This window comes from Actinomycetospora sp. CA-084318 (assembly GCF_050955885.1).
GTDB lineage: Bacteria > Actinomycetota > Actinomycetes > Mycobacteriales > Pseudonocardiaceae > Actinomycetospora.
On record NZ_CP192098.1, the window covers coordinates 4,192,223 to 4,213,417 of the forward strand.

Annotated in this window: 19 protein-coding genes; 4 read left to right on the plus strand and 15 right to left on the minus strand. The window is 74.3% G+C overall.

Features of this window, described 5'->3' with window-relative positions; all coding sequences use genetic code 11:
* Nucleotides 1–915 carry a tRNA (adenosine(37)-N6)-dimethylallyltransferase MiaA gene (miaA, locus tag ACQPYX_RS20535; protein ID WP_433799134.1) on the minus strand — a complete coding sequence of 305 codons (915 nt, stop codon included), beginning with the start codon at nt 913–915 and terminating at the stop codon, nt 1–3.
* Nucleotides 916–1,057: 142 nt separating this feature from the next.
* On the opposite strand from miaA, the gene ACQPYX_RS20540 reads away from it, so the two are divergent.
* On the plus strand, nt 1,058–2,830 hold the full coding sequence (locus ACQPYX_RS20540; protein WP_433799135.1) for a DUF349 domain-containing protein: 1,773 nt from the start codon (nt 1,058–1,060) through the stop codon (nt 2,828–2,830).
* Here ACQPYX_RS20540 and ACQPYX_RS20545 read toward each other — a convergent pair.
* Nucleotides 2,827–3,264, minus strand: coding sequence for a VOC family protein (locus ACQPYX_RS20545; protein WP_433799136.1), 438 nt, complete (start codon nt 3,262–3,264; stop codon nt 2,827–2,829). The genes ACQPYX_RS20540 and ACQPYX_RS20545 overlap by 4 nt on opposite strands.
* A 38-nt stretch (nt 3,265–3,302) precedes the next feature.
* Here ACQPYX_RS20545 and ACQPYX_RS20550 point away from each other — a divergent pair, with 38 nt between their 5' ends.
* Nucleotides 3,303–4,040 (plus strand): SDR family NAD(P)-dependent oxidoreductase, encoded by a 738-nt coding sequence (locus ACQPYX_RS20550; RefSeq protein WP_433799137.1) that lies wholly within the window; start codon nt 3,303–3,305, stop codon nt 4,038–4,040.
* 2,128 nt (nt 4,041–6,168) lie between these two features.
* Here ACQPYX_RS20550 and ACQPYX_RS20555 read toward each other — a convergent pair.
* The 10 genes from ACQPYX_RS20555 to ACQPYX_RS20600 all read right to left on the minus strand — a co-directional run bounded on the left by ACQPYX_RS20555 (nt 6,169) and on the right by ACQPYX_RS20600 (nt 14,747).
* Nucleotides 6,169–6,588: an NUDIX hydrolase gene (locus ACQPYX_RS20555; protein ID WP_433799138.1), complete on the minus strand. Its 420-nt coding sequence runs from the start codon at nt 6,586–6,588 to the stop codon at nt 6,169–6,171.
* A gap of 11 nt (nt 6,589–6,599) precedes the next feature.
* A complete protein-coding gene (locus tag ACQPYX_RS20560; RefSeq protein ID WP_433799139.1) occupies nt 6,600–7,610 on the minus strand; it encodes a D-alanine--D-alanine ligase family protein in 1,011 nt (336 codons plus the stop codon).
* Nucleotides 7,603–8,913: an ATP-grasp enzyme gene (locus ACQPYX_RS20565; protein WP_433799140.1), complete on the minus strand. Its 1,311-nt coding sequence runs from the start codon at nt 8,911–8,913 to the stop codon at nt 7,603–7,605. Before ACQPYX_RS20565 ends, ACQPYX_RS20560 begins: the two co-directional genes overlap by 8 nt.
* On the minus strand, nt 8,913–9,695 hold the full coding sequence (locus tag ACQPYX_RS20570) for an O-methyltransferase (protein WP_433799141.1): 783 nt from the start codon (nt 9,693–9,695) through the stop codon (nt 8,913–8,915). Before ACQPYX_RS20570 ends, ACQPYX_RS20565 begins: the two co-directional genes overlap by 1 nt.
* Nucleotides 9,692–10,906, minus strand: a complete 1,215-nt coding sequence (locus tag ACQPYX_RS20575; RefSeq protein WP_433799142.1) for a sedoheptulose 7-phosphate cyclase — start codon at nt 10,904–10,906, stop codon at nt 9,692–9,694. The genes ACQPYX_RS20570 and ACQPYX_RS20575 overlap by 4 nt, the downstream gene beginning before the upstream one ends.
* A gap of 77 nt (nt 10,907–10,983) precedes the next feature.
* The gene (locus tag ACQPYX_RS20580) at nt 10,984–11,646 is read right to left on the minus strand and encodes an HAD family hydrolase (protein ID WP_433799143.1); all 663 of its coding nucleotides are present in this window, start codon (nt 11,644–11,646) and stop codon (nt 10,984–10,986) included.
* A 128-nt stretch (nt 11,647–11,774) separates the two neighbouring features.
* Entirely contained in the window at nt 11,775–12,041 is a 267-nt protein-coding gene (locus tag ACQPYX_RS20585; protein WP_433799144.1) for a hypothetical protein, read from the minus strand.
* Entirely contained in the window at nt 12,038–12,928 is an 891-nt protein-coding gene (locus ACQPYX_RS20590) for a biotin-dependent carboxyltransferase family protein (protein WP_433799145.1), read from the minus strand. Before ACQPYX_RS20590 ends, ACQPYX_RS20585 begins: the two co-directional genes overlap by 4 nt.
* Nucleotides 12,925–13,530: a 5-oxoprolinase subunit B family protein gene (locus ACQPYX_RS20595; RefSeq protein WP_433799146.1), complete on the minus strand. Its 606-nt coding sequence runs from the start codon at nt 13,528–13,530 to the stop codon at nt 12,925–12,927. Before ACQPYX_RS20595 ends, ACQPYX_RS20590 begins: the two co-directional genes overlap by 4 nt.
* Complete coding sequence (locus ACQPYX_RS20600) at nt 13,530–14,747, minus strand: NRAMP family divalent metal transporter (protein WP_433799147.1); 1,218 nt, start codon at nt 14,745–14,747, stop codon at nt 13,530–13,532. The genes ACQPYX_RS20595 and ACQPYX_RS20600 overlap by 1 nt, the downstream gene beginning before the upstream one ends.
* Nucleotides 14,748–14,839: 92 nt before the next feature.
* On the opposite strand from ACQPYX_RS20600, the gene ACQPYX_RS20605 reads away from it, so the two are divergent.
* The gene (locus ACQPYX_RS20605) at nt 14,840–16,783 is read left to right on the plus strand and encodes a potassium transporter Kup (protein WP_433799148.1); all 1,944 of its coding nucleotides are present in this window, start codon (nt 14,840–14,842) and stop codon (nt 16,781–16,783) included.
* A 7-nt stretch (nt 16,784–16,790) separates the two neighbouring features.
* On the opposite strand, the gene ACQPYX_RS20610 is transcribed toward ACQPYX_RS20605, so the two are convergent.
* Together ACQPYX_RS20610 and miaB are read right to left on the minus strand one after the other, a co-directional pair.
* Nucleotides 16,791–17,246 carry an Rv2732c family membrane protein gene (locus ACQPYX_RS20610; protein WP_433799149.1) on the minus strand — a complete coding sequence of 152 codons (456 nt, stop codon included), beginning with the start codon at nt 17,244–17,246 and terminating at the stop codon, nt 16,791–16,793.
* The gene (miaB, locus tag ACQPYX_RS20615) at nt 17,243–18,811 is read right to left on the minus strand and encodes a tRNA (N6-isopentenyl adenosine(37)-C2)-methylthiotransferase MiaB (protein ID WP_433799150.1); all 1,569 of its coding nucleotides are present in this window, start codon (nt 18,809–18,811) and stop codon (nt 17,243–17,245) included. The genes ACQPYX_RS20610 and miaB overlap by 4 nt, the downstream gene beginning before the upstream one ends.
* Before the next feature lie 40 nt (nt 18,812–18,851).
* Between miaB and ACQPYX_RS20620 the strand changes: the two genes are divergently transcribed.
* On the plus strand, nt 18,852–19,790 hold the full coding sequence (locus ACQPYX_RS20620) for a TAXI family TRAP transporter solute-binding subunit (protein ID WP_433799151.1): 939 nt from the start codon (nt 18,852–18,854) through the stop codon (nt 19,788–19,790).
* Here ACQPYX_RS20620 and ACQPYX_RS20625 read toward each other — a convergent pair.
* The gene (locus ACQPYX_RS20625; RefSeq protein WP_433799152.1) at nt 19,777–21,195 is read right to left on the minus strand and encodes a sensor histidine kinase; all 1,419 of its coding nucleotides are present in this window, start codon (nt 21,193–21,195) and stop codon (nt 19,777–19,779) included. The genes ACQPYX_RS20620 and ACQPYX_RS20625 overlap by 14 nt on opposite strands.

Genomic DNA, 21,195 nt, shown 5'->3' on the forward strand with positions numbered 1-21,195 from the left:
CTACGAAGACGCGCGCAGCACGGTGACCACCTCGTCGACGAGCGTGGGCGAGGCCGCGTCGAACCACCGCACGCGGTCGTCGCGCCGGAACCAGGACCGCTGACGGCGCACGAGGCGACGCGTGGCGACGACGATCCGGCGCCGGGCCTCGGCGAGCTGCTCCGGGCCGTCGTCGGGAAGGACCTCGAGCAGTTCCCGGTAGCCGACCGCCCGCGAGGCCGTCTCCCCCGCCCGCAGTCCGCGCGCCTCGAGCGCGCGGACCTCGTCGACCAGCCCGGCGTCGAACATCGCGTCGACCCGCGTCCCGATGCGGGCGTCGAGCTCCGCGGTGTCCCGGTCGAGGCCGACCAGCAGCGTGTCGTGCCGCGGGCGACCGGGCCGCGGGAGGCTCGCGGCGAACGGCCGCCCGGTGATCTCGACGACCTCCAGCGCCCGGACGATCCGCCGGCCGTTGCTCGGCAGGATGGTCGAGGCCGCGTCGGGGTCGACGGCGGCGAGCCGGCCGTGCAGCACGCCCGGGCCGACCTCCGCGAGCTCGCGCTCGAGCCTCGTCCGGACGGCGGGGTCGGTCCCCGGGAAGGCGAGGTCGTCGAGGAGCGCCTGGACGTAGAGGCCCGAGCCGCCCACCGCGACGGGGGTCCGTTCCCGACGGCGGATGGCGTCGACCGCCGCCCGCGCGTCGCGCTGGTAGGCGGCGACGGAGGCGGTCTCGGTCACCTCGAGGACGTCGAGCAGGTGGTGCGGGACGCCGCGACGCTCGGCGACCGGGAGCTTCGCGGTGCCGATGTCCATGCCCCGGTAGAGCTGCATGGCGTCGGTGTTGACGATCTCGCCGTCCAGGCGCTCGGCCAGCTCCAGCGCCAGGTCGGACTTGCCCGTGGCGGTGGGCCCGACGAGGGCGATCGGCCTGGTCATCGAGGCCATGATCCCGCGTGGGCGGGGGTCGGGGAGCGGGCGGGTCGGGCTCCCGTGAGCGGGTCGTCGCAGGTCGGGGGTGCGGCACCGCCGGGTCTACTGTTTGAATGCCCGCACGATCGGAGCGGGAGGTGTGCGGCGCATGGCCGACGAGCAGGCCACGGGGGTGGCCGGCGCGGTCCCGGGGACGAGCGGGGCGACGGACGACGTGACGGAGCAGGAGACCACGACGAGCGAGCCCGGAACGGCGGAGCAGGTGCAGGTCTCCCCCGCCGCGGTGGCCGCGGACGACCCGGAGTCGGTCCCCGAGACGGCACCGGACACCGCTCCGCAGGCCGTGGCGTCCGACGAGCCCGTGCCGGCGACCTCCGGGGACGCGATGGTGTCGGTGTCCCCGGCTGCCGTGGCGCCGGACGACGCGACCGCCTCGGACGACGCGACCGCCTCGGACGACGCGACCGCCTCGGACGCCGCAGCCGACGACGCGTCGCAGGCGCCCGCGGAGTCGGCACCGGTCGTGCCGGCACCCGGTCCCCCGCCCACCGCTCCCGAGTCTCCCGAGACCTCTGAGACCTCTGAGACCTCTGAGACCTCTGAGACCTCTGAGACCCCGGAGGCCCCCGCGCCGACCCCGGTGACGCCGGCCGCCCCGCCGCCCGCCGCTCCGGCGGCCGAGGTCGCCGAGCTGCCGACCGTGCCGGCCGCGACCGACGACCCCTCCCAGTGGGGGCGCGTCGACGCCGACGGCACCGTCTACACGGTGGCTCCCGAGGGCGAGCGGGCCGTCGGGTCCTGGCAGGCGGGCGACGCCGTCGAGGGCCTGGCCCACTACGCGCGGCGCTTCGACGACCTGCGGACCGAGGCAGACCTCCTCGTCCGACGCCTGCACTCCGGCCGTGGGGACGCGGCGAACGTGCTGCGCAGCGCCACCGTCCTGCGGGAGCGGCTCGACGTCGCGGCCGTCGTCGGGGACCTCCCCGGCCTCGTCGTGCGGCTGGACGCCGTGATCAGCGCCGCGGAGCAGGCCGGGAAGGCCGAGAAGACGGCCAAGGCGGGTGCCCGCGACCAGGCGGTCGCACGCAAGGAGGCGCTCATCGGCGAGGCGGAGACGCTCGCCGAGGAGACCACGCGGTGGAAGCACGCGGGCGACCGCTTCTCGGCGATGCTCGAGGAGTGGAAGACGATCCGCGGGATCGACCGCAAGACCGACGACGCGCTGTGGAAGCGCTTCGCGAAGGCCCGTGAGACCTTCACCCGCCGTCGGGGAGCCCACTTCGCCGAACTCGACCGGGCGCGGGCGACCGCGAAGGCGCGCAAGGAGGAGCTCGTCGTCGAGGCCGAGTCGCTCCAGGCCTCGGAGGACTGGGGCGCGACCGCCGGGCGCTACAAGGAGCTCATGACGGAGTGGAAGGCGGCCGGGCGGACGTCGAAGGACACCGACGACGCTCTCTGGGCCCGCTTCCGCGGCGCGCAGGACCACTTCTTCTCCCGCCGGTCGGCCACCTTCGACGCGCGCGACGCCGAGTTCACGCAGAACGCGACGGCCAAGGAGGCGCTCCTCAAGGAGGGCGCCGCCATCGACCTGTCCGACACCGACGCCGCCCGCGCCGCCCTGCGCTCGCTGCAGGAGCGGTGGGACGAGATCGGCAAGGTGCCCCGCGAGCGGGTGCGCGAGTTCCAGAACCGGCTCAAGGAGGTCGAGGACCGCGTGCGCGCGGCCGTCGACAAGCGCTGGTCGCGCACCGACCCGGAGAAGGAGGCCCGCGTCGGGCAGTTCCGGGAGCGGGTGGAGGCCTACGAGGCCCAGGCCGCGAAGGCCCGGGCCGCCGGGGACGAGCGCCGCGCCAAGGAGGCCGAGCAGCAGGCCTCGACGTGGCGGGAGTGGCTGGCCGCCGCGGAGCGCGCGACGGGCTAGTGGCCGTCATCCGGCGTGCCGGGTGCGACGAAGATGCAGAACGGGTGCCCGGCCGGGTCGGCGTAGACGTAGAGCGGTTCGTGCTCGTCGTCGGACCGGTCGAGCAGCAGCGTCGCGCCCAGGTCCAGGGTGCGGCGGTGCTGGTGCTCCAGGTCCTCGGTGGTCGGCACCGTCAGGTCGAGGTGCACCCGCTGGTGCCCGCCGGGCCAGTCGACGGGCGGGAGGCTCGCGACGGGCTGGACGGCCAGCACCGGCATCCCGCGGTCGTCGCGCAGGGCGAGCCAGTCCCGCGCCTGTCGATCGGGGCCGCCGTCCGTCGGCGGCTCGTCCCCGATCCGGTAGCGCAGCCCGAGGAGCCGCCGGTAGAACTCCGCGATGCCGCGTGCGTCCACGGCATCGAGGACGGTCTGACGCAGGACTGGATGCTCGAGCATGGCGCCACCATGCCCGGGGGGTCTGACATCGTCGATCCATGACCTCCGTCGTCGTCACCGGAGCAGGCCGTGGCGTGGGGCGCGCGGTCGCCGCGCGGCTCGCCGTCGACCACACCGTCGTCGCCGTCGATCTGGACGCGGACGCGCTCGCGTGGTCCGACGGGATCACCCTCGCCGCGGATGCTGCCGACGAGGAGGCCATGCGCGAGGCGGCGACGCTCGCCGAGCGGCACGCCCCACTCGTCGGGTGGGTCAACAACGCCGCGATCTTCCGCGACGCGACCCTTCTCGACGGGCCGGGCCCGGTCCTCGATCTCGTCCACGCGAACCTCGCCCCGGCCGTCGTCGGGACCTCGGTCGCCGTCCGCCACTTCCGGACGACGGGCCGGGGCGGCTCGGTCGTCACGGTCTCGAGCCACCAGGCACAGCGCGCGGTCCGCGGCGCGCTGCCGTACGCCACCGCGAAGGCGGCGGTCGAGGGCCTGGTGCGGGCGGCTGCGGTGGATCACGGGCCGGAGGGGATCCGGGTGAACGCCGTGGCCCTCGGGTCCGTGGAGACCGAACGCTCGGCCGCGCACCGCGCCGGCCTGGCGGATCCGGAGGACTTCGACCGCCAGATCGCCGCCCTGCAGCCGCTCGGCCGCATCGGCCGCGGGTCGGAGGTGGCCGACGTCGTCGCCTTCCTGATCTCCAACGCGTCGTCCTTCGTCTCGGGGGCTGTCCTCCCGGTCGACGGCGGCCGCGCCGCACATGGCCAGGACCCGGAGGGCGGGTGATCTCGAACCGGCCGTGGTTGTCGGACCCTCGTACTAGTGTTCGAATCATGGCAGCGGTGGTGGGTGTCGAGGCTCCGGGAGGGGACCCGTTCGTGGGGATCCCTGCTGGTCCGGGGCTCGCGGCCGCGTTGGCCGAGGTTGACGTGGCGGGCCTGCCGGGTCAGCAGGTGGCGGCGTGGATGCGGGCGGCGTTCCGGCAGCGCAACCACGACGACGTGGTGTTCCTGGATGCGCTGCGCCAGACCTGCCGGTCGCGGGCCGACGAGTGTCGTCGGGTCCTCGATGACGGGTTCGCCCCGAAGGCGGCGGCGGCGAGCCTGGGGTGGTCGGCGGTCACGGCGTCGGCGCGCTACGGGTTGGCGTGTTTCGTGCTCGACGCGCAGCCCGCCCTCGGGGAGGCGATGTATGCGGGGGTGTTGGAGGAACGCAAGGCCGACATCTTCGACTCCGCGACCGAGGGGCTGGAGGACGAGCAGGTCGCCGAGGTGGTGCGGATCGTGCTGCCCGAGGCGCCCGGTCTGGCGTATCAGGCGTTGCGGGAACGGATCCTCGAGGTCGCCCGCGCCCTGGACCCGGCGTGGGCGGCGGGGCGGCTGGCGGCGGCGGTGGCGCGGGCGCGGGTGGCGACGCGGACCGCGCCGTCGGGGGCGGTGGACCTGTGTGGCTATGACCTGCGCCCGGATCTGGCGCAGGACGCGAAGGCGCACATCGATGCGCTGGCGGTCGAGGCGCAGGGGCGGTTGGCGTTCCTCGGGGTCGATCTGGGGGTCGGGTTCATCGGCGCGCGGATCTTCGCCCGGTTGCTCGACGGCACCCTGGCCGGGTTCGACGATCCCGCGGTGATCGAGGCGATCGTCGCCGAATGCGGCGGAGCCGGTCCCGCCCACGGCGACCCGGACAACGGATCGGACGACGACGACCCCGACGACCGGACCGACGATGGACCCGACGACGGGCCGGAGGGCCCGGACGGTCCCGGCGACGGCGACGGCGACGACGACGGCGACGGACCAGACGACGGGCCGGACGGTCCGGACGGCCCTGGCGACGGTCCCGTCGACCTCGACGAGGGACCCGATGGAGGGCCTGACGACGGGCCTGACGACGGGCCGGACGAGGGTTTGCGCGACGACCTCAGCAGCGCCCCGGATGGCAGCGCCCCGGATGGCAACGCCCCGGATGGCAGCGCCCGGAGTGACGGCCACGAGCGAGGCGACGGATCCGGCGCCGGCTCGTCACCCGAGGTGCTCCCGCACCCGACCGCGGTCGCGCTCCGGATGCGACTGTCGACCCTGCTCGGACACGACGAACGACCCGCCGAACTCCCCGGCCTCGGCGGCACCCTCCCCGAGATCGCCCGCCGCCGCGCCACCGACCTCGGCGCCGCCCGCTGGCACGTCCTGGTCCACGACGACCACGGCCGACTCACCCACCTGCTCGCCCACCGCGCCCCACCCGACGCCCGCCGCGACCCCCGACACCACCGACGCACCGTCGAGATCATCGCCCCCGAGGCCCTGCTCGACACCCTCCACGACACGGCAGAACGCGACCCGTGGCTGGCCGACCTGCTCGCCGCCTACCGCCGCTCCCGCGACGCCCCACCCGACGAGCACCCCGCCACCACCACCCGCGACGCCCACCGCCGCCTGCCCCGCGCCGCCCTCGCCCGCTGGATCGACGCCCGCGACCCCGTCTGCGTCGCCCCCGGCTGCACCGTGCTCGCCCGCCGCTGCGAACACGACCACACCCTCGACTGGCACCACGGCGGCCGCACCCACGCCGACGTCCTGGCCAACCTCTGCCCCGCCCACCACGCCGCCAAGCACCGCCGCGGCTGGACCTACCACCAACCCCGCCCCGGCCACTTCGAGATCACCGACCCCACCGGCACCGTCCACCGCACTCGCAGCCGCGTCGTCCGACCCCTGCCCGACCCGCTCCCCACCCACCACGAGCCACCCACCGACGAGCCCGCGCCGACCACCGCGGACTACACCCCCAGACCCACCCCCGACGGCCGCATCACCGCCGCCGCCCTCGCCACCGTCGAATACCTCCTCGCCCGCCGCCCCGCCCGACGCACCAGCCCGCCCGCACACACCGACGAGGACGACGACGACCCGCCCTACCGAACAGGGAGCAGCTCGAGCAGACCCGTCGGGTACAGCACCGCCCGGCCCGCGACCACGTCGCGCAGCGGCAACCAGCGCACCGGTGTGCCCTCGTCCAGGATCGGCCCCGGGTCGGCGCGCTCGTAGAAGGCCGGATCGGCGATCGACGCCGAGTACAGCACCGCGATCTCGTGGCCCGGCACGCCCTCGAACTCGAAGATGTTCTCGAGCACCCCGAGGCGCGCGACGTCCGTCAGCTCCACCCCGAGCTCCTCGCGGAACTCCCGGCGCAGCGCCTGCTCGGACAGCTCCCCGAACTCGATGCCGCCACCGAGGGGCCGGTAGAAGGTCAGCCCGCGGACGGCATCGTGCCCCTCGAGCAGGAGGAGGTCGTCACCCCGGCGCACGACGCCCAACGCCAGCGGCCTGATCACGGCCCGCAGTGTCACCCCCGCGCGACGGCGCGCGCCACCAGATCGGAGAACAACGTCGGCAGCTCGATCCCGCCGGCCGCGGCCATCGTCGCCACCACGCTCGACGGGCTGAACGAGCAGTACGGGCCCGCCTCCAGGAACCACGGGCGGCCGTCCGGGTCGATCCGGAAGTCGAACAGCCCGTAGTCCCGGCACCCCAGCGCCGCGTAGCAGCGCCGCGACGCCTCCCAGACGGCGTCGACCACCGGGTCGGACGGATCGACGATCCAGGCCCGCCCCTCGCCCTTGGCGACCAGCCCGAGCTCCCCCGAGTCCGACCGCGCGAGCTTGTCGGCCTCCCCGCGGATCGGCGCGAGGTCGCCCACCGGGTACTCCTCGAGCGGCAGGCACTCCAGGCCCCGCCCAAGATCGAGCACCCCGCAGCGCACCTCCCGGCCCGCCGGCACGAACGTCTGCACCAGCGCCGACGACGAGTGCTCGAACGCCGCCGCGAGCGCCTCCGGATACTGCCCGGCCGCGCGCACGAGCGTCGTCCCGACCGAGTTGTCCGCGTCCGCGGGCTTCACGACGACGGGCGGGGGCAACGAAGGCGGCTCCCCCGGCGCGAGGACCTCCGACTCCGGCACGTCGACGCCCGCGGCGGCCACCAGCGCGTTCGCCCGCGGCTTCACCATCGACGCCGCCATCACCTCGGGCGGGTTGCCGACGTAGGGCACCCCGAGCACGTCGAACAGCCCTCGGTACGCGGTCATCCCGGCCGGGCAGAACATCTGCGGGATCATCACGTCGGGCGCGAGGGCGGTCAGGTGCCCCACCGCGCCCGCCAGGTCGACCGGTGGCGCCGCCTCGAGCGCCTCCGGCGACAGGTCGCGCGGGAAGCGCCACCGACCGTCCGGCGAGACGTGCGCGACGGCGTCGTCGGGACCTCCGACGGCGGACAGCGCCCCCCGCGCGTAGAGCCTCGACAGGTCGGCGAAGAACTCGTCGGTGGGCGACCCCACCAGGTGCAGCGTTCTAGTCACCGCCCGGCTCCACGAGCTTGCCGATGTTGACGTCGATCTTCACCCAGTCCCGCCCCGCGAGCAGGTTCTCGATGAGCAACGACGGGATCTGCAGGTGGTGGACCAGCAGGAAGGGCAACGGGTCGTGCACCGAGAAGATCGCGTCGGTCCCCTCCCACAGCGTCCGCAGCCGCTCCCCCACCGACGCCGGATCGGACAGCAGCCGCCACAGCTCCTGATAGAGCCAGTAGGTGGGCCGGCTCTCCGGAGTCGGGCGCAGCGTCCCGCCGGCGTCGTCGGACAGGTACGCCCGCGAGAGCTCCGGTTCCTGGTCGTAGAACATCGTGATCGCGGAGTGCGTGCGCGGGTTGCACTCGATCGCCCGGACCGCACCGTCCTCGCCGACGATGAAGTCGAACGAGTACTGCCCCGTGAGCTTCCGGTCGGCGACGAAGCGCGTCACCCACTCCTCGATCGCGGGGACGTCGACGTGGTCGTAGTTGAGCTGGAACGCCGACGACGCGCAGCAGCAGTACACCGTGAGCACCCCGTCGCGGGCGGTGCCGTGCGTGCAGTACTCCGTCCCGCGCACGAACTCCTGCAGGATCCACGGCCGCTCGGCCGACATCGGCTTCGACGCCGCGAACGCCCGCGTCTCCGCCACCGACCCGCGGGGCAACGGCGTGAGGTCGAGCCGGTTCACCGAGTCGTACGGGATCGACTTCAGCACGTACGTCTTCCCCGGCGGGAAGTCGAACGCCGCGACCTCGTCGGCCGAGGTCACCCGGTGCGTGTCCGGCACCGGCAGCCCCAGGTCGGCGGCGGCCGCGGCGAACGCGCCCTTGTCGTCGACGGTGCCGATGTCGTCGGCGTCGCCGTGCACCACCTCGCAGTACTGCTCGAGCAGGGGCTTGGCCAGCGCGTCGTACCAGCTGGACGCCGGGCTGCACACGGGCACGTAGACGTCCACGCCCTCGGCCCGCACCACGTCGACCAGCGCCTGGGCGTAGCCCGGGTCGGACGGCGGCGGCACCACGTGGAACGCGTCGACCGCGCCGGAGAACCGGTGTCCGGTCCACCGGTACCGCGCCGCCTCGACGAGCACGACCCGGTGGCCCGCCGCGTGGAACGCGCGCGCGAGCGCGAGCGCCTTCGTCATCTTCCCGCCGCTGACCAGCACGGTGCGCGGCCGGTCCGGCCGCTCCCGCGCGGGCTTCCCGACGACCGCCGAGTACAGCAGTGCCCCCGCGGTCACGGCCAGGTTCGCCGGGAGCGCCGCCGCCAGCAGCGCCTGCATGCCGAGGCTGCGCGCGACGCGGTGCATCAGAGCGCCCTGATGAGGGTGATGCCGTCGCGCAGCGGCACCACGACCTGCTCGACGCGGGGGTCGGCCGCGACCACGGCGTTGAAGTCGGCGATGGCCCGGCCGTTCACCGTGTCCGGCCCCGCCCACGGCTGTCCCTGCATGAGCGTGTTGTCGACCGCGACGAGCCCGCGCGGGGCGAGCAGACCCGTCGTCAGGATCGTCTCCAGGTAGTCGGCGTAGCCGGCCTTGTCGGCGTCGATGAAGACGAGGTCGAACGCCTGCCCGGCCAGTGCGGCCAGCGTCTCGCCGGCCGGGCCGACCCTGACGTCGATCCGCCGCCCGGCCGCCGACCCGGCGAACTGCTCCCGGGCGAAGGCCGCCACCTCCGGGTCGATCTCGAGGGCGACCACCGAGCCGTCGTCGGGAAGGGCCTCCGCCAGGGCGAGCGCCGAGTAGCCGGTGAACATCCCGACCTCGAGCACCCGCCGGGCGCGCGTGGCGTGCGCGAGCATCGCGAGGAACCGTCCCTCGACGTGCCCGGAGAGCATCTCCTGCTCGAGCGACCCCGCGGCGTCGCGCCAGTCGAACTCCGCGGTGGCCGTCGCCAGGCGGTCCAACGCCTCCGACGCCGGCGACGTCATCGACTCGACGTAGGGGTCGAGCCCGACCGCGAGGTCCCGCGCCGCCCGCAGCTCGTCCTCCAACCCGGTCCCGGCCGCCCGCTCGACGAGGTCGTCGAGACGGGCGGCGAGGATCGACGCGGGCGTGACCGGGCGGGCGGCGCCCGGAGCGGTCCTCACGCCTGCTCCGGCACCACGAACATGTCCTCACCCTCGCCCTGACGCGGGTAGGACCGCACGACCTGGTCGTGCGTCTCGACCGTCTCGGCGAGCTCGTCGGCGGTGAGGTCGTTGATGAAGTAGCAGGTCCCGATCGGCCGCGGGACCGCCGCGCGCAGCTGGCCGTTGCGGGTCTGGGTGATCGAGTCGGTGGCCTTCGCCAGCAGCTCCGGGGTGAGGTACGGGCTGGTCAGAGTGAGCCCGATGCGGCTCATCAGCCAGAAGATGCGGTCGCGCTCGTTGACCGAGATGTACCCGCGGCGCTCGGCGAGCGTCGTCGAGAGCGCCATGTCGATCGAGATCGCGTGCCCGTGGAAGTAGGGCGGGTCGGGCGTCAGCTCGATGGTCGGGCTCCAGGTGTGCCCGAACGCGATGACGCGGTCGAGGTCGAGCTCCCAGAGGTTCGGGACCTCCAGCTCGAGCATCGTGCGGATCGCGTCGTAGGTGAGCCGGTGCGCGATCTCGCGGAGCTCCGGCGTGCCGTCGAGGTGCCCGAAGCGGGTGTGGAGGAGGTCCTCGCCGTACTTCTCGAGCAGCTCGAAGATGTCGGAGTTGCCGACCGTGGAGATCTTGACCAGCTCCGCCATCCCGTTGCGGACCTGGTCCACCGGCAGCGTCTTCAGGAAGGAGAAGTCGAGGATGACCTGCTGCGAGGCGTGGAACGACCCGAGGCGGTTCTTGTTCTTGCCGTGGTTGACCGCGACCTTGATCGCCACGCTCGCGTCGATCAGCCCGATCAGCGTGGTGGGGATGCGGATGTAGGGCGTGGAGCGGCGGAAGAGCGAGCACGCGGTGCCGGTCACGTCGGTCATCAGCCCGCCGCCGACCACGAGGACCGGCTCGGTGCGGTTCAGGCCGAAGTCGCCGAACGCGTCGACGATCCGCTCGACGGTCCGCAGCGTCTTGTCCGGCTCCCGGATGATGATCGGGAACGTCGTGAGCTCGAGGCCGTGGTGGTCGAAGTAGGCGCGCATCTGCTCGCCGTACAGGTCGTGGACGGTGCGGTCCACGACCATCAGGGCGCGGCCGTAGGGCCGGTAGGTGTCGGCGAGCTGGGTGTTCGCGGGGTCGAAGACGCCGTCGACGTAGACGAGCGAGTAGTCGATCTTCTCGTACGCCTCGACGTGGAACGCGGTCTCGGTGCTGGTGAGGGTGGGCTGAGGGGCGACCATGGTCTGGGCTCCTGGGGGCAGGCCGGACTCACGGCACGGCGACGCCGGGCCGGTCGGGTGGGAGGGAGGAGGAGGGGCTACGCGAGCGCGCGCAGCTCGGCGAGGTTCAGCTCGTCCACGCGCGTGTCGGCCGCCGAGAAGTCGTGGCCCGCGGTGTTGGCGTTCGGGAAGGCGACCGTGGTGATGCCGGCGCCCTTGGCGGCGGCGACGCCGCCCACGTTGTCCTCGATGGCGACGACGTCGCCGGGCTCGAGGCCGGTCTCGCGCAGCGCCGTGCGGTAGACCTCCGGGTCGGGCTTGACGTTCTGCACCCGCGAGGTGTCCTCGATGACGTCGAAGTCCGCGGACCGGATGTCGGGCTCGAGCGCGTCCAGGAGCGCGCGCACGTTGTCCCGGCTCGTGGTCGTGACGAGGCCCAGCTTCAGGCCGGACTCCTTCGCCCCGCGCACGACGTCGAGGACGCCGGGACGCGGAGCGGTCTGCTCGGTGGCGAGCGACTCCTGGAAGATGCGCGACTTCGTCGCGTGGACCGCGTCGGCGTCGACCGACTGGCCGTGCTGGGCCGCGAAGTCCGCGACCCGCTGGGCCCCACCGTTGCTCTCGAGCATCGCGAGGTAGTCCTCGCGGCTCCACTCCCAGTCGAGGTCGTGCTCGGCGAAGGCCCGGTTGAAGGCCTTGCGCTGCAGCTCGGAGGTGTCCACCACCGTCGAGATCGAGCCGAAGAAGATCGCAGAGGTCACGGGTCAGCCGCTCCTGTGGTGGCGGGGAGACGGTCGTCTCCGCGTCGGGTGCGTGGGAGCCGACGCCGGTGGCCACCGGACGACGGACGAGGTTCCTCGGTGGAAGGGCTACCCCGGGAACCCCGGAGCTAACGTCGAGAGGTCTCCGCCACTCCGCGCAGCAGGGCCAGCCCCGCCACCAGGGCCAGCACGGCGACGGGGGCCCACAGGTTGAGCGGGGCCGGGAGCAGTGCGGTCGCGACCGCGACCAGCAGCGCACCGACGAGCACCAGGACCACCGCGCCGGGCGCGGGGGCATCGCCGGGACGCCGGGCGGTGCGGCGGTAGCCGACGAGGATCGCCTCGAACTCGTCCTGCTCCCGGGCGTCCAGGGGTCGCCCGCCGTCGTCGGTCACGTCCCTCGGTTCGGTCGGGCGCCCGGGAGCGGTTCGGCCGCCCGCCGGAACCGCACCTGCTCCCCCGGCCGCAGCTGTCCCGCCGCGTCGGTGTCGGCGTCCACTACGACGGCGATCACCGGATAGCCCCCGGTGATCGGGTGGTCGGCGAGGAACACCGTGGGCCGACCCGACGGCGGGACCTGCACGCTCCCGCGGATCACGCCCTCGCTGGGCAGCTCCACGCCCGCGAACGCCTCGGCCCGCGCCAGCTCCGGGCCGTCCAGGCGGAACCCGACGCGGTTGAGGTCGTCGGTGACGGTCCACGGGTGCCGCAGGAGCAGTCCCGGGTCGGCGAACCAGTCCGCGCGTGGGCCGAGGACGACCCGCAACGTCCCGTCCGCCCGCGGTGGCGGCGCGAGGTCGACCGCGGGCACGGGGTGCGTGGGTGGCGACCCGACCGGCAGCTCGTCGCCCTCGGCGACGACGGCGGGTCCGAGCCCCGCGACGACGTCGGTCGCCCGGCTGCCCAGCACCGGCGCCACCGCGATCCCGCCGCGCACGGCGAGGTACGTGCGCAGACCGGTCGGCGGGGTCCCGAGCCGCAGCTCCGCCCCGGCCGGCACGACGACGGGTCGGTGCAGGTCCGCCGCCCGGCCGTCGATCGTCGCCGGGGCGGGGGCGCCCGTCAGCGCGACCACGCACGTCGTCGGGAAGGAGCCGGCGAAGCCCCCGAGCGTGATCTCCAGGCCGGCGGCGTCCCCGTGGTTCCCGACGAGGCGGTTGGCCAGCGCCAGGGCGCGGCGGTCGGCGGCGCCGGAGACCCCGACGCCGAGGTCGGCGCGGCCGGGCCGCCCGCGGACGTCCTGCACGGTGGTCTGCGGGCCGGTGGCGAGGACGGTGATCATGCGCGCACGAACCGGACGCGGGTGCCGGGGCGCAGCACGGCGGGCGGGTCGCGGTCGAGGTCCCAGAGCACGTGGTCGGTGCGCCCGATCAGCTGCCACCCGCCCGGGGACTCGCGCGGGTAGACGCCGCTGAACTCCCCCGCGAGGCCGACCGCCCCGGCGGGGACGCGCGTGCGCGAGGACTCCCGGCGCGGCACGTGGAGCCGTTCGTCGGCGCCGACGAGGTAGCCGAAGCCGGGGGTGAAGCCGGCGAAGGCGACCGTCCAGGTCTGCCCGGTGTGCGCCGTGACGACCCCCTCCGGGTCGAGCCCCGTGTGCTCCGCGACCGCGTCGAGGTCCTCGCCGTCGTAGGTCACGGCGAGCTCGACGGTGTCGCCGTCCCGCCCGGACGCGGGCGCCGGCGTCCGGGCCAGCACGTCGGCGTCCACCCCCGGCAGGTCGGCCGCGGCGGCGACGCGGACGAGCACCGTGCGCGCCGCCGGCACGAGGTCCACCGTGCCGGACGGCGGGTCGGCGGCCAGATCCGCGTGCAGGGCCAACACCTCGTCGAGCGAGTCGAGCTCGACGAGCAGGCCGGTGTCCCCGCAGGGTCGGGTGCGCATCACCCGAAGATGGTGGGCAGCTTGGCCAGCGACTGCACGCTCGCCACGACGGTGAACACGAACGCGGCGAACCCGACCAGCAGCAGCCACACCGGCTGGCGCAGGCCGGCGAGCAGGTCGCGGCGCCGCCAGCCGATCCAGAGCAGGATCGCCAGGCCGAACGGCAGGATCAGCCCGTTGAAGGCGCCGGCGAACACGAGCAGCGCCGAGGGGGTCTGCCCGAGCAGCAGGAACGCCACGGTGCAGATCGTGATGAACGCCGAGATCGTCAGGTTGAACCGCCGGTCGACCACCCCGGCGAGCGTCCGCAGGAAGGTCGCCGAGGTGAACGAGGCGCCGATCGTCGAGGTCATGCCCGCCGTCCAGAGCACGATGCCGAACAGTTGCAGCCCGACCGGGCCGAGGGCGAACTCGAAGGCGGAGCCGGCCGGGTCGGTCGAGGAGAGCCGCGCGCCGGCCGCGACCGCGCCGAGGATGCCCAGGAACAGCAGGATCCGGAGTACGCCGGTGACGAGGATGCCGTTCACCGAGCCGCGACTGATCGTGCGCAGGTGCTCGGGCCCGGTGGTGCCGGACTCGATGAGGCGGTGCGCGCCCGCGTAGGTGATGTAGCCGCCGACGGTGCCGCCGATGAGCGTGAGGATCGGCAGGAAGTCGAGGCCGACCGGGGCGACGGTGCGCAGGGCCGCCTCGCCGACGGGCGGCCCGGTGACCACCGCGACCACCGCGATCAGGCCGATCTTGAGCACCCCGAGCACGAGCACCGCCCGGTCGATCGTCCCCTCCAGCGCCCGGTAGTTGAAGATCACGATCGCGAGGACCGCGCTGAGCACCGCGCCGAGCCGGATGTCGAGGCCGAACGTGTCGTACAGCCCGAGCCCGGCGGCGCTGATGTTGCCGATGCCGAACACGAGCCCTCCGAGCACCACGAGGAACGCGAGCACGTGCCCGGAGTACGGGAGCACCTGGTTGGCCAGGTCCTGGGCGCGCATCCCGGAGAGCCCGACGATGCGCCAGACGTTGAGCTGGATCGCGATGTCGACCAGCACGCTCGCGACGATGGCCGCGGCGAACGACGCGCCGTACTGCGCCGTGAACGTCCCGGTCTGGGAGATGAAGCCGGGGCCGGCCGCCGACATCGCCATGAGGAACATGGCGCCCGCGACGGCGAGCGTGCGCTTCACGTCGACGGTCGGCCGCCCCTCGTCCCCGACCATCCGGGCACGGTAGGAATCGCCGGACCCCGCGTCAACCCACGTTCCGGGGTTCGATCACCCGGCCATCGGCGGGGCGGAGCAGACTGTCGACCATGACAGAGGCGGGCGACACCGTCGCCACCCCGCGCGGGCGCTCGACGGGCGCGGACCACCCGGCGACCCGCGGTCGGTCGGGTGCGGCAGGGCTCGCCCTCGGCGCCCTCGGCGTCGTGTTCGGCGACATCGGCACGAGCCCGCTCTACGCGATGCAGACGGTGTTCTCGATCGACGACGGCGCGGTCAGCCCCACCCCGGGCGACGTGTACGGCGTCATCTCGCTGATCTTCTGGTCCGTGCTGATCGTCGTGACGATCAAGTACGTCGTGTTCATGCTGCGCGCCGACAACGACGGCGAGGGCGGGGTGATGGCGCTCGCCGCGCTGGTGCGCAGCGCGCTGCAGGGGCGGGCGGCGACCTTCGCGATCGGCCTCGGTGTCCTCGGGGCGGCCCTGTTCTACGGCGACTCGCTGATCACGCCGGCGATCTCGGTGCTCTCCGCCGTCGAGGGCGTCGAGGTGGTGCGGCCCGAGCTCGCCGAGGCGGTCCTCCCGATCGGCGCGGTCATCCTGGCGGCGCTGTTCGTCGTGCAGCGGGGCGGCACCGCCCGGGTCGGGCGCCTGTTCGGGCCCGTGATGGCCGTGTGGTTCGTGGTGCTGGCGGTCCTCGGGGTGCCGCACATCGTCGAGCACCCGGACGTGCTGGTCGGTCTCTCGCCGACCTGGATCGTCGAGTTCATCGCCGACCACCCGTACACGGCGTTCATCGCGATGGGCGCGGTCGTGCTGTCGATCACCGGCGCCGAGGCGCTCTACGCCGACATGGGCCACTTCGGCCGCCGCCCCATCCGCCTCGCGTGGTTCTACGTCGTCCTCCCCGCCCTGATCGTGAACTACCTGGGCCAGGGCGCCCTGGTCCTGCACGACCCGTCGGCGATCTCGAGCCCCTTCTACCTGCTCGCGCCGGGCTGGGCCCGGATCCCGCTGATCGTGCTGGCGACCGCGGCCACCGTCATCGCCTCGCAGGCCGTCATCTCCGGGGCGTACTCGGTGTCGCTGCAGGCGATGCGGCTCGGCTACCTCCCGCGGCTGACCGTGCTCCACACCTCCACGCGCGAGAGCGGGCAGATCTACGTCCCCGCCGTGAACTGGCTGCTCTTCGGCGGCGTGCTGATCCTCGTCGCCACCTTCCGGTCCTCGTCGAGCCTCGCCACCGCCTACGGGCTCGCCGTCACCGGCACCCTGCTGATCTCGACCACGCTGTTCCTGATCCACGCGCGGACCGCCTGGCGGTGGGCGTGGTGGCAGGTGGCCGGGCTCGGCGTGCTCTTCGGGGTCATCGAGCTGCTCTACTTCGGCGCCAACGTGGTCAAGATCGTGTCCGGCGGCTGGCTCCCCCTGCTGGTGGCGGTGATCGTCGTCGTCGTGATGACGACGTGGCAGAGCGGGCGCCGGGTGATCACCCAGCGCCGCACCTCGCTCGAGGGCCCGCTGCGGGAGTTCCTCGACGACCTCCAGGACGTCCCCCGGGTCCCGGGCACGGCGGTCTTCCCGCACCCCACCAACGAGACGGCGCCGCTGGCCCTGCGCGCGAACGTGGAGTTCAACCACGTGCTGCACGAACGGGTCGTGATCGTCTCCCTGGAGGCGGTCGACGTCCCGCACGTCCCACGGGAGGAGCGCGTGACCGTCGACGACCTCGAGCACTCCCACGACGGTGTCGTCCACGTCCGCGCGCGCTTCGGGTTCCAGGACCGGCAGAACGTGCCGGACGTCCTCCGCCTGGCGTGCGGGCTCTCGCCCGAGCTCGAGGGAGCGGACCCGGAGACCGCCTACTACTACATCTCGCGAGTGATGATCGAGCGCGGCGACGCCCCGGGGCTGCCCGCGTGGCGCAAGCGTCTGTTCGTCGGGCTGGCGCACAACGCGGCCTCCCCGGCCAGCTCGTTCAAGCTGCCGGTGGCGCGCACCGTGGTGATGGGCTCGACGATGGAGCTCTAGGGGACGGTCAGGTCCGGGAGAAGGCCCACCCGGCCCAGCGACCGGTGAGGACCACCATCGCGAGCAGGGCGAGGACCAGGCCGAACCCCGGCCCGCCGCCGGGCACGGTGTTCTGCGACCACACCGCCCACACGCCGGTCACCGAGGTGACGGCGCACCCGGCGGCCGTGACGAAGACGAGGACCCAGCGCCGCGTCATCACCGACGCGACCGAGAGGCCGACGCCGAACACAAGCGCGAGGACCGAGAACAGGCGCGGGAGCGCGGTGACGCCCGGGTCGCCGGAGACGACCTGCCACCCGGTCGCCCCGGCTGCGGTCCAGCGCAGGATCGCGGCGACGAGCAGGACGAAGATCGCGATGGCGACGACGAGGACCTTGGGCCCGAAGTCGACCTCGCGGGAGATCGACGGGCGGGCGGGCTCGGTCCGCTCGGTCTCGGTGTCGCTGTCGAAGGGGTTCACGCGTGGCTCCCGACGGTGCATCCGGCTGCGGCCGGCAACGGTTCCGGCTTCCCCATGGCGGGCAGGCCCAACCCGACGCGCGGCGTCGTCGGGCGCGTCCCGGCCTCGTGCGCGTCCCCGGCCCGCGTGCGGCGGTGGGTGAGCACGTCGCCGTCCGCGACGACGTGGTGCGGCGCGCCGTAGGTGGCCCGGACGGTGACGACATCGCCCGGCCGGATCGGGCTGCTCGACGCGGTCGAGCTCCGCTGCGCTCCGTCTCCGTCGACGCCGGTAGGGGTGAAGTGCACGAGCCGACCGTCGCGGGCCCGGCCGGACATGCGGCGCGTCGCCGCGTCCTTGCGCCCCTCGCCGGTGGCCACGAGCAGCTCGAGCTCGCGCCCGACCTGCTCCCGGTTGCCCGCGAGGGACATCTCCTCCTGCAGCGCGACCAGCCGCTCGTAGCGCTCCTGGACGACGGCCTTGGGCACCTGGTCGGGCAGCGTCGCCGCCGGGGTCCCCGGGCGCGGCGAGTACTGGAAGGTGAACGCCTGCGCGAACCGGGACTCCTCGACGACCCGCAGGGTCTCGACGAAGTCCTCCTCGGTCTCCCCCGGGAAGCCGACGATGATGTCGGTGGTCAGCGCCGCGTCGGGCATCGCCTCCCGGACCTCGGCGACGATGTCGAGGTAGCGCCGCGCCCGGTAGGAGCGGCGCATCGCGCGCAGCACCCGGTCCGAGCCGGACTGCAGCGGCATGTGCAGCTGCGGGCAGACGTTCGGCGTCTCCGCCATCGCGGCGATCACGTCGGAGGTGAAGTCCCGCGGGTGCGGGCTCGTGAAGCGGACCCGCTCGAGGCCCTCGACGTCGCCGCAGGCCCGCAGCAGGTCGGCGAAGGCCGTCCGCCCGGTGGCCCGGTCGTCAAAGTCCACCCCGTACGCGTTGACGTTCTGCCCGAGGAGGGTCACCTCGAGGACGCCCTCGGCGACCAGCGCCTCGACCTCGCCCAGGATCTCGCCCGGGCGCCGGTCGACCTCCTTGCCGCGCAGCGACGGGACGATGCAGAACGTGCAGGTGTTGTTGCAGCCGACCGAGATCGACACCCAGCCCGAGTAGGCCGAGTCGCGCCGGGCCGGCAGGTGCGAGGGGAACGTCTCGAGCGACTCGAGGATCTCCACCTGCGCCTCGCCGTTGTGCCGGGCGCGCTCGAGCAGCGCCGGCAGCGACCCGACGTTGTGCGTGCCGAACACGACGTCGACCCACGGCGCCCGCGCCGTCACCGTGGAGCGGTCCTTCTGGGCGAGGCAGCCGCCGACGGCGATCTGCTGGTCGGGACGCGCGGCCTTCACCGGGGCGAGGCGTCCGAGCTGGCCGTAGAGCTTGTTGTCGGCGTTCTCGCGCACCGCGCAGGTGTTGAACACGACGAGGTCGGCGTCCTCGACGGCCTGCCCGTCGGGCGCCGGCTCCCAGCCCGCCTCGACGAGGACGCCGGCCAGGCGCTCGGAGTCGTGCACGTTCATCTGGCACCCGTGGGTGCGGATGGCGAAGGTCCGCGGGGCGAGCGGAGCGACGGGGGTTCTCTCGGACATCGTGTCCCAGGGTAGGCCCGCCGACTGGGAGGATGTCCCCGTGGTCGGTCGGCGTGCGGTGCTGCTCGGCGCCGGGGCGTTGACCCTCGGCGTGGCGGCGTGCGCCCGGGACGGGTCGGGCGTCCCCGTGGCTCTCGCGAGCGGCAACCCGGCCGGGGTCTACCACCGGCTCGGCAGCGCGCTGGTCGACGTCTGGCGCACCGACCTCGGCGCCCGGACGACGTTGCTCGACAGCCAGGGCTCGGTGGACAACGTCGGGATGCTGGCGTCCGGGCTCGCCGACGTCGCCTTCTGCGCGCTCGACGTCGCCGCGGACGGGGCGGTCGACGGCGCGCGTCCCGACCGCCCGCTGCAGGCCCTCGCCCGGGTGCACGACGACGCGATCCACGTCGTCGTCCCCGCCGCCTCCGACGTCCGGCGCCTCGCCGACCTGCGGGGCCGGCGCGTCTCGGTCGGCGCGCCGAACTCCGGCGTGCTGGTCATCGCACCGCGCCTGCTCGCCACGGTCGGGCTCTTCCCCGAGACCGGCCTCGCCGCGGTCCAGCTCGGGCTCGGGGACTCGATCACCGCGCTGCGCGAGGGCCGGATCGACGCGTTCTTCTGGTCCGGCGGGGTCCCGACGGCGGGGGTCGAGGACCTGGCGCGGTCGGTGCCGCTGCGGCTGCTGGACCTCACCGCGGAGGTCGACGCGCTGCGCCGCGCCTATCCGGTCTACGACGTCACGACGGTGCCCGCCCGCACCTACGGGATCCCGGAGCCGGTGACGACGGTGGCCGTGCGCAACGTCCTGCTGGTGACCGCGGCGATGGCGGACACCACCGCACGGGGCCTGACCCGCGTGCTGCTCGACCGGGTCGACGCGCTCGTCGCCGCCGACCCCGCGGGCCGCAGCGTCGACCCGCGCACCGCGATCGGGACGCAGCCGGTGGCGCTGCACGCCGGGGCCGCGGAGGCCTACCGGGCGCTCAAGCCGTACTGACCCACGCCGGACCGACCGGCGGCCAGCGCAGGACGACCCGGAGCCCGCCGTCGTCGGGGAGTTCGAGCGAGAGCGCGGCGCCCGCCCGCTCGGCCCCGCGCGCGGCGATCGCCAGGCCGAGCCCGGACCCGCCGTCGTGCCCGGACTTGCGCCAGAACCGCTCCGTGGCGCGGCCGAGCTCGTCGGGGTCCAGGCCCGGGCCGTGGTCGCGGACGGCGACCTCGACGGTGCCCTCCACCCGCGCCGTCGTCAGCTCCACGGCCGAGCCCGGGGGCGAGTACTTGACGGCGTTGTCCAGCACGGCGTCGAGGACCGTCGTCACCGTCACGGGGTCCGAGTGCACGACGAGGCCCCGCGCGCCGGCGCGCCGGAGCTCGAGCCCCTCGAACTCGGCGAGCACCGACCAGGTCTCCACCCGCTCGTCCAGGACCCGGTCCAGCCCGACCTCCACCGGCGGCGCCACCCGTCCCTCGGTGCGCGCGAGGGCGAGCAGGGCGTCGAGCACCTCGGTGAGCCGGTCGATCTCCTCGAGCGCGGCGCCGGGACCCTCGCGGACCTCGACCGGGACCGGCGCGTCGGCGAGGTCCTCGGCGTGCGTGGCCAACCGGAGCCGCAGGGCGGTCAGCGGGTTGCGCAGCTGGTGCCCGGCGTCGGCGACGAAGGAGCGCTGCGCCTCGAGCGTGGCGGAGACGGTCGCGGCCATCGCGTCGAAGTCGCGGGTGAGACGGCGCAGCTCCGGCGGCCCGTGGTCGCCGCCGATCGGCTCGGCCGGGCGGCCCGCGCGGACCGCCGCCGCCACGCGGGCGGTCCCGGCGTCGAGCTCCTCGACCGGCGACAGGATCCAGCGGACCATCGGCAGCGCGGCGAGCGCGCCGACCACGAGCGCGACGGCGCCGGCGGCGGCGAGGAGGCCCCAGACGAGGAGCACCGAGCGACGGACGTCGCCGGTCGGCGAGATCGTGACGGCGGCTCCCCGGACCTCCCCGCCCACGAGGACCGGCTCCGCGAGCAGGAGCGGGCGGCTGTCCCAGGGCCAGATGGTCTCGGGGGTCGGTGAGCGCCGGCCCGCCAGGGCCAGGGGGATCCGGGCCTGCGCGTCGGCGGCGGCGAGGCTCGTCGCGAGGAACGGCCGGGAGGCGACGAGGACCTCGCCCTGCCGGTCGAGGACGGCGGCCGGGGCGTCGTAGAGCGCGTCGTAGCGGGCCAGCTCGGTGCCCAGAGCGGCGGTGTCGGAGTCGGTGACCGGCCGTTGGGCCAGCGCCGCGAAGCGGGTGGTGTCGCCGAGGCGGTCGGTGAACATCTCCGCGGTGGACGCCGACGCGGCGGCCATCGCGAGCGGGACCCCGAGGCCGAGCACCACCGCGACGACGAGCACCGACACCACGACGAGCAGGCGGGTGCGCAT

What these genes read in the sequence shown, in the direction of transcription:
- miaA (WP_433799134.1), bottom strand. Translation starts at nt 915, where the DNA reads ATGACCAGGCCGATCGCCCTCGTCGGGCCCACCGCCACGGGCAAGTCC.
- ACQPYX_RS20540 (WP_433799135.1), top strand. Translation starts at nt 1,058, where the DNA reads ATGGCCGACGAGCAGGCCACGGGGGTGGCCGGCGCGGTCCCGGGGACG.
- ACQPYX_RS20545 (WP_433799136.1), bottom strand. Translation starts at nt 3,264, where the DNA reads ATGCTCGAGCATCCAGTCCTGCGTCAGACCGTCCTCGATGCCGTGGAC.
- ACQPYX_RS20550 (WP_433799137.1), top strand. Translation starts at nt 3,303, where the DNA reads ATGACCTCCGTCGTCGTCACCGGAGCAGGCCGTGGCGTGGGGCGCGCG.
- ACQPYX_RS20565 (WP_433799140.1), bottom strand. Translation starts at nt 8,913, where the DNA reads ATGCACCGCGTCGCGCGCAGCCTCGGCATGCAGGCGCTGCTGGCGGCG.
- ACQPYX_RS20575 (WP_433799142.1), bottom strand. Translation starts at nt 10,906, where the DNA reads ATGGTCGCCCCTCAGCCCACCCTCACCAGCACCGAGACCGCGTTCCAC.
- ACQPYX_RS20590 (WP_433799145.1), bottom strand. Translation starts at nt 12,928, where the DNA reads ATGATCACCGTCCTCGCCACCGGCCCGCAGACCACCGTGCAGGACGTC.
- ACQPYX_RS20595 (WP_433799146.1), bottom strand. Translation starts at nt 13,530, where the DNA reads ATGCGCACCCGACCCTGCGGGGACACCGGCCTGCTCGTCGAGCTCGAC.
- ACQPYX_RS20600 (WP_433799147.1), bottom strand. Translation starts at nt 14,747, where the DNA reads ATGGTCGGGGACGAGGGGCGGCCGACCGTCGACGTGAAGCGCACGCTC.
- ACQPYX_RS20605 (WP_433799148.1), top strand. Translation starts at nt 14,840, where the DNA reads ATGACAGAGGCGGGCGACACCGTCGCCACCCCGCGCGGGCGCTCGACG.
- miaB (WP_433799150.1), bottom strand. Translation starts at nt 18,811, where the DNA reads ATGTCCGAGAGAACCCCCGTCGCTCCGCTCGCCCCGCGGACCTTCGCC.
- ACQPYX_RS20625 (WP_433799152.1), bottom strand. Translation starts at nt 21,195, where the DNA reads ATGCGCACCCGCCTGCTCGTCGTGGTGTCGGTGCTCGTCGTCGCGGTG.